The 11,205-nt window shown below is 73.1% G+C and carries 10 protein-coding genes; 3 read left to right on the forward strand and 7 right to left on the reverse strand.

Features of this window, described 5'->3' with window-relative positions; translation table 11 throughout:
* Positions 1-556: 556 nt before the first annotated feature.
* Both AB0G35_RS05065 and AB0G35_RS05070 read right to left on the reverse strand, forming a co-directional pair.
* The gene (locus AB0G35_RS05065; protein ID WP_360943858.1) at positions 557-1,222 is read right to left on the reverse strand and encodes an FMN-binding negative transcriptional regulator; all 666 of its coding nucleotides are present in this window, start codon (positions 1,220-1,222) and stop codon (positions 557-559) included.
* Between the two features lie 9 nt (positions 1,223-1,231).
* Entirely contained in the window at positions 1,232-1,897 is a 666-nt protein-coding gene (locus AB0G35_RS05070) for a pyridoxamine 5'-phosphate oxidase family protein (RefSeq protein WP_360943861.1), read from the reverse strand.
* A gap of 35 nt (positions 1,898-1,932) precedes the next feature.
* On the opposite strand from AB0G35_RS05070, the gene AB0G35_RS05075 reads away from it, so the two are divergent.
* Complete coding sequence (locus tag AB0G35_RS05075) at positions 1,933-3,264, forward strand: aminotransferase class I/II-fold pyridoxal phosphate-dependent enzyme (RefSeq protein WP_360943864.1); 1,332 nt, start codon at positions 1,933-1,935, stop codon at positions 3,262-3,264.
* Between the two features lie 725 nt (positions 3,265-3,989).
* Here AB0G35_RS05075 and AB0G35_RS05080 read toward each other — a convergent pair.
* On the reverse strand, positions 3,990-5,012 hold the full coding sequence (locus AB0G35_RS05080) for a DMT family transporter (protein WP_360943867.1): 1,023 nt from the start codon (positions 5,010-5,012) through the stop codon (positions 3,990-3,992).
* 74 nt (positions 5,013-5,086) lie between these two features.
* Here AB0G35_RS05080 and AB0G35_RS05085 point away from each other — a divergent pair, with 74 nt between their 5' ends.
* Positions 5,087-5,995, forward strand: a complete 909-nt coding sequence (locus AB0G35_RS05085) for a LysR family transcriptional regulator (RefSeq protein ID WP_360943869.1) — start codon at positions 5,087-5,089, stop codon at positions 5,993-5,995.
* Between the two features lie 18 nt (positions 5,996-6,013).
* Here the strand turns inward: AB0G35_RS05085 and AB0G35_RS05090 are convergent, their stop codons facing one another.
* From AB0G35_RS05090 to AB0G35_RS05100, 3 genes are all read right to left on the reverse strand, one after another.
* Entirely contained in the window at positions 6,014-7,405 is a 1,392-nt protein-coding gene (locus AB0G35_RS05090) for a carboxyl transferase domain-containing protein (RefSeq protein WP_360944580.1), read from the reverse strand.
* Positions 7,406-7,493: 88 nt separating this feature from the next.
* Positions 7,494-8,951, reverse strand: coding sequence for an acyl-CoA synthetase (locus AB0G35_RS05095; protein WP_360943872.1), 1,458 nt, complete (start codon positions 8,949-8,951; stop codon positions 7,494-7,496).
* 180 nt (positions 8,952-9,131) lie between these two features.
* Positions 9,132-9,596 (reverse strand): pyridoxamine 5'-phosphate oxidase family protein, encoded by a 465-nt coding sequence (locus AB0G35_RS05100; RefSeq protein ID WP_360943875.1) that lies wholly within the window; start codon positions 9,594-9,596, stop codon positions 9,132-9,134.
* A gap of 199 nt (positions 9,597-9,795) precedes the next feature.
* Between AB0G35_RS05100 and AB0G35_RS05105 the strand changes: the two genes are divergently transcribed.
* A complete protein-coding gene (locus AB0G35_RS05105; protein ID WP_360943878.1) occupies positions 9,796-10,443 on the forward strand; it encodes a cysteine hydrolase in 648 nt (215 codons plus the stop codon).
* Positions 10,444-10,543: 100 nt separating this feature from the next.
* Here the strand turns inward: AB0G35_RS05105 and AB0G35_RS05110 are convergent, their stop codons facing one another.
* Positions 10,544-11,089 (reverse strand): Rieske (2Fe-2S) protein, encoded by a 546-nt coding sequence (locus tag AB0G35_RS05110; RefSeq protein WP_360943881.1) that lies wholly within the window; start codon positions 11,087-11,089, stop codon positions 10,544-10,546.
* Positions 11,090-11,205 lie beyond the last annotated feature (116 nt).

The following is an 11,205-nucleotide window of genomic DNA, read 5'->3' on the forward strand; positions in this document are numbered from 1 at the left end:
TACAGTGCCGCCAGAAGGGCGTCCAGGCTGGTAGTCACACACGAGCCAACGGGCGCCCTTCGCCATAGTTGCGGCCAGCACAAACATCGGACTCATTCATCTAGATGTAGCGACCTGGAGCGCCGATCATTCCGGGCGCGGGTGTGCGGCCCCCTCCTGCTGGGGCTCGTGACGTGGAGGGGCTTCGGTCCCCAGACGCACGGTCGGGTGCGCGGCCTCTGACTGAGGGGATACTTCGCTGCGGTGCCGACCGCCCTGGCCCGCGGGCTGTACTTCGCGCGGCTGGCCGCCGTGTGAGCGGTGGCCGTCTCGTATGCCGACCGCGAGGCGAACGGGCCTGCTGCTTCCGGCCGTCGCCGCGCGCGGCGTGAGGGAGGCGCGCGGCGCTGTGGTAGCCGCACGGGCACGGCACTCAGCTGTGTGCCGGCGCCCGGCTGAGGCGACGGCCCTCGGCTGACGCGACGGCGTTGGTGGGTGCCACGGCGCCTTGGGCAAGTCGAGGAGGATCCGGCCCGGCGCATCGGGCCGGATCCTCCTCGCCTGCTGGGCATTACGCTCAGGGAGCGGGCGTCCTCGGGACCGTACCGGTTGTCGTCGCCAGGCGGCGCTGCTGGTGGGCGCGGGCGGCCGCGTCGCGGGGGCCGTTCCGCTCGGCGAGGCGTGCGGAGATGCGGTGCTGGACGGTCTCGCTGCGCTTGCCCCCGTATTTGAACTTGGCGCGGATGTCGTGCACTTCGAGGCGCAGGCCGCGGATGCCGGAGAGCAGCCGCCCGTACGGTGCCTCGCCGGCGGCGACCGGAGCCGAGCCACCCTCGGGCTGGAAGTGGCCCATCTGCCGTTGCAGCAGCGCCGCCTTCGCCTCCGGATCGTCCACGACGTGGGCCGTGCAGCTCAGCTGGACCGCGGCGTAGAAGCTCGTGGGGACGCCGTGCTCGGGCGGCCGGTCTTCCTCGGCCTGCCAGGGGCCGGGGATGAAGGTGTAGTCGTCCACCACGCTCAGCAGCACCTGCGGGCGGTCCGCCAGCGCCTCCCAGAGGGGGTTCGGGCGGGCCAGATGCGTCACGGCCTCGCCGCGGTCGGGGTCGTAGGCGAAGTGCAGGGGCTGTACCAGCGGCGGTTCACCGATTCTTCCGTTGGCGGCCAGCTGGCCGAAGTCGTGTGCGGCGAGCCAGTGTTGCCACTCGGCGTCGTTGGTGGGGGCGTCCCAGGGGTGGATCAGCACGGGTGCTCCTCAGCGGGCGGTGAGGTACGCCGGCTCCGGGATGCCGGGTGCGAGGTCGTCGGACGGTATGGGGGCGCCGTACACCGGGGCCACGGGAAGGACGCCGCTCCAATACGGCAGCGCGACGTCCTCCGGCTCGTCGCTGGGGCCGCCGGTACGGATCTTGGCGGAGACGTCGCGCAGGTCCAGGCGGATCACGGCGGTGGCGGCCAGCTCCTTGGCGTTGCCGGGGCGGGAGTCCGCGGCACGCCCGGGCAGGACGTGGTCGACCAGCGCATCCAGCGCGGCCGTCTTCTCCTCCGGGTCGGTCACCTGGTACGCGGTGCCGTGCACCACCACCGAGCGGTAGTTGATGGAGTGGTGGAAGGCGGACCTGGCCAGCACCAGGCCGTCGACATGGGTCACGGTGACGCAGACCTCAAGACCGGGGTCCGGGGCTCCGCCGGCCATCCGCAGCGGCCGGGAACCGGTCGAACCGTGCAGGTAGAGGCGGTCGCCGACCCGCCCGTAGAGCGTCGGCAGCACGACCGGGGAACCATCGCGGACGAAGCCCAGGTGGCAGACATAGCCCTCGTCGAGGATGGCGTGCACCGTCTCGTGGTCGTAGGCGGCGCGCTCGCGGGCGCGTGTCGGGGTCGTGAGGTCGCTCGGCGCGTACGACTCGGCAGAGGCCATTGCCAGCTCCATTGCACTAGTGCATAATCGAGTTTGTGCTAGGAGAGTATCGGATCGAAGGGCGGCGCGCATCGGACATTGCCGCCAGCGTCGAGCGAGCCATCGGTGCGGGCGAGCTCCAACCAGGCGAAGTCCTGCCACCACTGCGGGAGTTGGCCGTCTATCTGGAGGTCAATCCCAATACGGTCGCGGCCGCGTACCGCACGCTGCGTGACCGGGGAGTGATCGAAACCGCGGGCCGCCGCGGCAGCCGGGTGCGCCCGCGCCCCGCGAGTACTCCTCGCGAGGCACTGCGGGTGGAGGTGCCCCCGGGGGTCCGCGACACCTCCGACGGCAACCCGGACCCGTCCCTGCTGCCCCCGCTCGAACGGGCGCTGGCCGCCGCCGCGGCGCGCAGTTCCCGGCGGCCGGTGCTCTACGGCACCCCGGCCGTCGACGGGGAGCTGGCCGCGCTGGCCCGCTCGGCCTTCGCCGGCGACGGCGTGACGGAGGGCCCGATCGCCGTCACCAGTGGCTCACTCGACGCCATGGAGCGGGTGCTCGCCGCCCATCTGCGGCCCGGTGACAGCGTGGCCGTGGAAGATCCCGGGTGGGGCAGTCTGCTGGACCTCGTCCCGGCACTCGGACTGCGTCCCGCACCGGTCGGCGTGGACGACGAAGGGCCGCTGCCCGCCGGGCTGGCACGGGCGCTGGAGGACGGCGCCCGCGCGGTGGTCGTCACGGCCCGGGCGCAGAACCCCACCGGCGCCGCCGTGACGGCCGCCCGCGCCGCCGAGCTCCGTGCGCTCCTCGCCGAGCATCCCGGCGTCCTCCTCATCGAGGACGACCACGGCCACGGCATCGTCGATCTCCCGCTCCATCCGCTCTCCGGCGTCACCGACCACTGGGCGCTGGTCCGCTCGACGGCCAAGGCGTACGGCCCCGATCTGCGCCTTGCGGTGCTCACCGGGGACACGGTGACCGTCGACCGGGTGCGCGGACGGCAGAGTCTGGGTCCCGGCTGGGTCAGCCATCTGCTCCAGGACGCGGTCGTGCAGCTGTGGCAGACGTCCGCCGTCGACCCGAAGGCCGTGGCCGCCGCATATGACCGGCGCCGGGACCCGCTGATACGGGCCCTGGCCGAGCGCGGCGTGCCGGCGCGAGGGCGCAGCGGGATGAACGTCTGGGTGCCGGTCCCGGACGAGACCGGCGCGGTGGCCCGGCTCCTGCATGCCGGCTGGGCGGTCGCCCCCGGCGCGCGCTTCCGGCTGCAGTCCCCACCGGGAATCCGCATCACGGTCTCCCAGCTGTCCCACGACGACATCGACCCGGTCGCCGACGCCGTCGCCGCGGCCACGGGGGCGGGTGAGCCACGACGATACGAATAGGGGGTGTTGAGGCGCTACGGGGACCCGCCTCGGTCGTACCGCCCGTGCATCCAAGCTGCTGACTGCTGACTGCTGACTGCGGGACGGGTCAGGGCTGCCGTCGGGGTAGGTCGGGGGCGAGGAAATTGGTCCGTCGGGCGCTGCTCGGTGCGGAGCCGTCGAAGGTGAACAGGCTTTGCTCGGGGGTGTTCGGGCCTCGGCGGGCGGCGGCGAGGGTCGGTCAGTCGTAAGTGCCGCGGTGGGGCTCCAGGCCGTTCAGTGGGCGCGGCTGTCCCAGAAGCGCATCGCGCCTATGGGGAGCCGATATGGATCCGATGTGGATCCGATGTGGAAGTGCGGCATGGTGTCGGCCGGTGTCGGAGCCCATGGTGATCCCGAAGGTCGTCCGGGATGCGGGATGCGGGATGCGGGATGCGGGGAGGGGCGCGGGGTGTGGGGAGGGGATGCGGGGAGGGGGCACGGGACGCGGAGAAGGGGGCGGGGGAGGGGAGGGGAGGGGCCCAGGGGCCCAGCAGTCGCCGGCGCCGTCGCCGAAGCCCGTCGTACCTGGCGACTCCGCCGGCCGGGTGCGTGCTCCCGCCCAGTGCGTGCTCCCGCCCAGTGCGTGCTCCCGCCCAGTGCGTGCCCCCTCGCCCGTTGCCTTGGCGCGGCCCATTGGGGCCAACTGCCGCAGGCAGCCGGCTCGTTGCCCTGACCCCAAGGAGGAGGGGCAACGGGCCAGGGGCTCAGTCCGTGGCGGTGGAGCGCTGGGACGTTGACGGGCGGGGGCGGGGCTTGCTCTGGGTGAGGGCGGCGCCGCCCAGGACGATCAGTGCGCCGACCGGGGTGTTCCAGCTGAGCTGCTCGTTCAGGAGGGCGACTCCGGCGGCGGTGGCGATCACCGGGACGAAGTAGGTGACCATCTGCGCCGTGGTGGGGCCGATCTCGGCGACCAGGCCGTACTGGAGGAGGAAGGCGAAGCCGGTCCCCAGCGCGCCGAGTGCGAAGACCGCGAGCAGCGGGAGGAGCGGGTATGCGGCCGGAGCGGTGGTGAACAGCGGTGTGATGACGGCGAGTTGGGCCGTGGCCAGCAGTATCTGGGTGCTGGACATCGACAGGTGGGAGTGCGGGGCGCCGGCCAGGGTGCGGCGAACGTAGATCCAGCCGATGGGGTAGCTGAGTGAGGCGCCCAGCGCCATCGCGGTGCCGGTCAGATCCGTACCGGCGAAGCCCTGCCAGGCGCCGAGCACGGTCAGCACGCCAAGGAAGCCGATGCCGAGACCGGCGACCCGCCGCCGGGTCGGGCGGTCCTCGGAAAGTGCCACGACCGACAGTGCCATGCCCCACAGCGGCGAAGTGGCGTTGCAGATGCCCGCCAGGGTGGAGGGGATGGTCAGCTCGGAGTAGGCGAAGAGGGAGAACGGCAGCACGTTGAGGAAGAACGCGGCGACGGCGAGATGCCCCCAGGTGCGGGCGGAGCGCGGCAGCCGCTCGCGCTTGATCACGAGGATGGCCAGCAGCACCAGCGCGCCGAACGTCACCCGGCCGAGCGTGACCTGCAGCGGCGCGAAGCTCTGGGTGCCCACCTTGATGAAGAGGAAGCTGAAGCCCCAGATGAGGGTGAGGATCGCGAACTTGACCTGCCAGCCGCGGGCGCGCGGCCGGGCGACGGCGGCGGGCCCCGGGGTGGGGGAGGTGGGGGAGGTGGGCGAGTCCGGGGTCGCGACAGTGGTGGCGGAGGCGACGGGAGTGCTGGTGGCGCTGGTCATGAACCCCAAGATGGTCGATGCAACTTAGTAGCACAAGCGAGTTTTCATGGCTGGTATCGCGTAGCATTGCTTATATGTTGAACCTTGATCGCCTACGGACGCTGAGCGCGGTCGCCCGCCACGGCTCGGTCAGTGCGGCCGCCGAAGGGCTCCATGTGACCACCTCGGCTGTCTCCCAGCAGATCGCCAAGCTGGAACGGGAGACCGGGCAGCAGCTGCTGGCGAAGAACGGGCGCGGGGTGCGGCTGACCGACGCCGGACGGTTGCTCGCCGACCATGCGGTGCGCATCCTGTCCCAGGTGGAACTCGCCCAGGCCGAGCTGGAGGCGCACCGTGGCCAGGCGGTCGGCGAGCTGCGGATGGGTGCCTTCCCCACCGCGGCGCGCGGGCTCTTCCCGGCCGCGCTCGTCGGGATGCGCACCGCGCATCCTCAACTGCGCGCCCACCTCACCGAGATGGAGCCGGACGAGTCGGTACGCGGGGTGGTGCGCGGCGACATCGATCTGGCCGTCGTCCTGGACTGGTACAACCGCCCGCTGTCCCTCCCCGACGGGCTGGCGAAATCGCCGCTGCTGGACGATGCGGCCGATGTGGCGATGCCGGCCACGCATCCGCTGGCTCAGCGGCGGTCCGTGGAGCTGGAGGAGTTCGCGGAGGACGAGTGGATCTCCTGGCCGCAGGGGGAGTTCTGCAACGAATGGCTGATGTTCACGCTGCGCAGCAAGGGCATCGAACCACGCATCGCCCATATGGCGGAGGAGCACGGTACCCAGCTCGCCCTGATCGCGGCCGGGCTCGGCGTGGCGGTGGCGCCCCGCCTGGGCCGCGGGCCGGTGCCCGAGGGGGTGAGTGTGGTGCCCGTACGCCACACGATGCGCCGCCATGTGTACGCCATCTGGCGGGCGGACGCGGACCGGAGGCCCTCGATCCGGGCCGCGGTGGACGCGCTGCGGACGGCCGCGGAGAAGGTTGAGGCGGACTGAACGGGGCCGTGGGCGACCTCAGTTGTCCGGGACCGCCGCCCCGTCACGGGCCGTGGGTACGACCCCGCGGATGACGCCCAGGTCCAGCAAGTCCTGGGGGCGGATGCGGAGTTGTTCGGCGGTGTCGTGCACCTGCCCTTCGTCGCGTTTGAGGATGGCGGCGGCCAGTTCCGGGGCGATCACCGAGAAGTAGCTGTCCGGCGTGGCCCAGAGCCGGCCCGGCGCGGCGAGGGCCAGCGCGCCGCCCGAACCGCCCTCGCCGATCAGCAAGGACGTCACGGGGACCTCGGCAGTGGCCAGCGCCGCGAAGGTGTCGGCGATCGCCGCTCCGGCACCGGCCCGCTCGGCCTCCGCGTCGTTCGCGGCGCCCGGGGTGTCCACCAGCGTGAGCACGGGTATGCCGAGCCGGTCGGCGAGCCGGACCAGCCGGGCCGCGGTGCGGAAGCCGGCCGGGCGGGTGGCCGTACCGCACTGGGCGACGAAGGCGATCGTCCGGTCGTCGCGACGGCCGAATCCGCACCGTATACCGGGGTCGGTGCCGCCGCAGCGGTCGCCGCTGATCTCCTCCCGGTCGTCGAAATACGCCCGCAGGTACGCTTCGGCGCGCGGCCGCCCGGCTGCCCGGGCGCGCACCACCGCGTCCCAGCCGGCCTCCGGCAGCCCCGGCGCGCCGAGGGCGGCCGGTGGAGGCGCAGGCGTGGTGTCGGCTCGGCCCGGCCGGCCGGCGGGTGCGAGCAGCCGCAGCCACCGCTGGAGCGTGCCCCGCAACCGGTCGGGCGGGACGACCGCGTCGACCTGGCCGGCGGCGAACTGCCCCTCGGCGGAGTAGGCGTACGGGTCGGCGTCCCGGGGACGCACCCGCGAGCCGGCGAAACCGATCTGCGCCCCGGGCAGCGCGAGGATCACATCGGCGGATGCCCCGAGCGTGGCCCAGCCGCCGCCGGTGGTCGGATCGCGGACCACGGCGAGCTGCGCCAGCCCGGCGGCGCGGTTCAGCGCCGACTGCCGGGCCACCCGCTGCAGTTGGCTCAGGGCACGCATGCCCTCCTGCATCCGGCTGCCGCCGGTGGCGATCAGCGAGACCACCGGCAGGCGCCGCTTTCTCGCCTCGGCGTAGGCGGCCTCCAGACGGTCGCCGGTGCGCTCGCCCAGGGAGCCGCCGAGGTAGCGGAACTCGAAGGAGACCACAACCGCCTGGGTCCCACCGATGTCGGCCACGGCCGTGACCACCGACTCGTCCTCGCCGGTCGAGGCGCGGGCGCGGGCCCGGGCGGCGTCATAGCCGGGCCAGCCGAGCGGCCCGTCCGGCCCCGGTGGCACCGTGACCGACGGGATCGGCAGCTCGGTGTACGTCTCCGCGACCGCTGCCAGTGCCTGACGAGCCGTCAGGCGCGCACACGGTTTCGCCATGCCGCCCGCGCCCATACCCGCGCCCGCGCCCATGCCCGCGCCCGCGCCCGTACTTGCGCCGGTCGGGCCGCCCTTGCCGTCCCCGCCGTCACGCATGGAGCTCTCGCTTCAGGATCTTGCCCATGTCGTTGCGCGGCAGCGCGTCCAGGAAGTGCACGGTGCGCGGCCGTTTGTGCGGGGCGAGTTGGCGGGCGACATGGTCGGCGAGTTCCTCGGCGGACGGTGGCGGACCGGCTTCCGGGCCGCGCTCGGTCACGACCCAGGCGACGATCCGCTCACCGAGGTCCTCGTCCGGGACGCCGGTGACGGCCGCCTCGGCGACCCCGGGGTGCGCCAGCAGTGCGTTCTCGATCTCGCCGGCCCCGATCTTGTAACCGCCGCTCTTGATCAGATCGGTGGCCCGGCGGCCGACGATGCGGTAGTTGCCGGCGGTGTCCCGGACCGCCATGTCGCCGGTACGGAACCAGCCGCCGTCGAAGGCGGCCTCGGTGGCGTCGGGGCGGTTGAGGTACTCGACGAAGAGGTTCGGGCCGCGGACCTGGATCTCCCCGACCGTCTCGCCGTCCCCGCCCTCGATGACCTGGCCGGTGTCGTCGACCAGCCGGACGAACACCCCCGGCAGCGGTACCCCGACCGTGCCCGTGGCCTCCGGGCCGTCCGCGCGCACGCTGGTGTTCATCAGCGTCTCCGTCATGCCGTACCGCTCGATCACCCGCCGTCCGGAGGCCGCCGCGATGAGCTCGTGATCGGTCAGCGGCAGCGCCGCCGAACCGGAGACCAGCAGCCGGGCGCGCGACAGCGCCTTCGCCAGGGCCGGATCGCGGCCCGCCTCCACGGCCAGACGGTGGTACATCGTCGGTACGCCGAAGAGCATCGTGCCCTCTCCCGACAGCTCCCGGGCGACCGCGTCCGTACGGAAACGCCCCAGGTGGTGGACGCTGCCGCCGCGGCGCAGCGGCCCGAGGATGCCGAGGATCAGACCGTGGACGTGGAACAGCGGCAGGGCGTGCACCAGGACGTCGTCGGCGGTCCACTGCCAGGCGTCCTGGAGGGCGTCGAGGGTGTGGGCGATGGCGCGGCGGGGGAGGACCACGCCCTTGGGCGGGCCGGTCGTCCCGGAGGTGTAGACGATCAGCGCAGGTGTCTCGTCGCCCGGTTCGTACGGCAGCGTGGACCCGCCCTCCTCGGGCGGCTCGGTGGCGTCGACGTCGATACGGGGCAGCGCGGCGAGCGGGGTCGGCAGCTCGTCGTCCGCTCCGGCCAGCACCAACGTGGGGGTGCTGTCGCCGACGATGTGCGCCAGTTCGCTCTCACCGATCTTCGGGTTCACGGGGACGGCGGCCACCCCGGCGAGCAGCGCGGCGACCACCCCCACGGCGGTTTCGAGCGTCGGCGTCGCCCAGACCGCTATGCGGGTCTCACCGGCGATCCGCTCGGCCAGCGCGCCCGCCACCGACGCCAGCTGCCGATGGCTCAGCCCACGGTCACCGAAGCGCAGCGCGGGGGCGGGCGAACCCTCGCGCAGTGCGGGGAAGAGCACGTTCACCGGATCTCCTTCGTCTCGTCGGCACCCGGCCGCGCCCGGCCGGGCCGTCCCGCCTCCGCACCCTGCGCGGGCGCGGAACGGGCTGACGCAGACCACTCTCGCAGACACCACTGACAACGCGATGAGATCCGGCGATCACCGCGGGTGACGCGGCCCCGGCCGCCTCGTCATGACCGGCGCTCAGCCCGGGATCTTGCGGAAGTCCCACGACACCACGGAATCCGGCGTCAGCCGCAGCCAGGCGTGCCGCCCGTCGTGCGGCATCGCGGTCAGTCCGAAGTATTTCTGCGCGAACAGCCGCTCCGGGGGGTCGAGTTCGGCACAGGGCTCACCGGTCCGCGGCGCCTCCCCGACGCACTCCGCGCGACCCGACAGCTCCACGCCGCGCAGCTCGCCGTACTCGTGCCCGTCGTCGATCACCACCGCGATCCGCGGGTCCCTGCGCACCTGGGCCCATCGTTTGCTTCGGGTGATCGAGTAGAGCCACAGTGCGGTGCCGTCCCAGGCGAACCACAGCGCCCCGACGTGTGGCGCCCCGCCCCCGCCGACCGTCGCGACCCGGCAGGTGCGCTGCTCCCTGAGGAACGCGTCGAGTTCGCCCGGCGTCATCATGATCCGGCGCCCGCGCCGCTGTGTGTCGGTCATCCGGCATCGCCTCCGCTACGACTGCCCGGCCGGGACCGCTCGGCCGGAACCACCTGACTGGGCGTCAGAAATCATCGGCGCTCTTCCTGGCGGACGCAATGCCCGGTACTCTCGCCCGCCTCGAAAGCCCGGCAGGCAAGGCCGCCCGCCGGGGGAGGCCGCTGTCAGGGACCGGCCACCGGAACCGGGAGGACCCTTCATGCCCACGGACGCCGCACGGCTCGGCGAGCAGCTCGACCCGGCCTCGACGGTCCTGCTCACCGTCGAGTGCCAGCGGGGCGTGGTCGGCCCGGAGAGCGCGCTGCCCGAACTCGCCGACGTGGCCCGCACCTCAGGGGCGCTGGCGAACATCGCCCGCCTGGTGGCGGCCGCGCACGAGGCGGGTGTCCAGGTGATGCACGCGGTCGCCGAACGCCGTCCCGACGGGCGCGGCGCCAGCCGTAACGCGCGCTTGTTCAGAGCCGCGGAGAAGCTGCCCGTCCAACAGCTCGCCGGATCCATCGCGGTGCGCATCGCCGAACCCGTACCGGTCGGTGCGGCGGACCTGGTGGTGCGCAGGCTGCACGGCCTGTCGCCGGTCGCCGGCACCGAGGTGGACGCGCTGCTGCGCAACCTCGGCTGCCGGACGCTAGTCGTCACCGGGGTGTCGGCGAACGTGGCGATCCCCAATACGGTGTTCGACGCGGTCAACCTCGGCTACACGACGGTGGTGCCCGCGGATGCCATCGCCGGGGTGCCCGCCGACTACACCCCGGCGATGATCCGCAACACTCTCGCCCTGGTCGCCACCATCACCACTACGGAGGCGGTGCTGACCAGCTGGCGGAGACCGCGCCGCACCCGCTGACGGGCCGCACCCGCTGACGGGCCGGGCCGGCCGACGGGCCGGGCCGGCGGCGCAGGCCGGGCGCGCGGCGGCGCGCCCTTCCACGGAACGTCGACGTGCCTCAGGCGAGCGTGACCGTACCGCCCTTGACCTCCACCTTGGCCGGCGGCAGGCCCTTGGTGGCCGGGCCGTGCTTCACGCTGCCATCGGTGATGTCGAACTTGCTGCCGTGACAAGGGCAGTTGATGGTGCCTCCGGAGACCTCGTTGACGACGCACCCGGCATGCGGGCAGACCGCGGAGAACGCCTTGATCTCGCCGTTCTGCGGCTGGGTGACCACGACCTTCTCCGCCTTGAAGATCTTTCCGCCGCCCTGCGGGATCTCCGCCGCCTTGGCGAGCTCCTTGCCGGCCGGACCGGCGCCACCGCCGGCCTCGGCGCCGCCCGCCCCTGTGGCGCCGTTGTCGTCCGCCGCCTTGGAGCCGTCGCCGCCCGCGTCCGCCATATCGCCGCCGCAGCCCGCGAGCGCCGCCGTGAGGCCGGCCGCGCCGACCGCCGCAACCACGGTCCGCCGGGCCATACCGCAGCACGGCCGTGCCGGAACCGTCTCCTCCGTGTCCGTCGTCGCCGCGGTCTCCGTCCGCCCCGTTGTTGCCTGTCGTGCCATGGTCTGCCTCCGGTTCCTGGTGGTGCCTTCGGTGCGCGATCTGGTCCATGGACGTTGCACAGGCTCCATACGGGGGCGCCGGTGGCCGCGTTCAAACCCGGGCACGTTTTTGTCGG

The sequence above is a fragment of the Streptomyces sp. NPDC021749 genome (assembly GCF_040640655.1).
GTDB lineage: Bacteria > Actinomycetota > Actinomycetes > Streptomycetales > Streptomycetaceae > Streptomyces.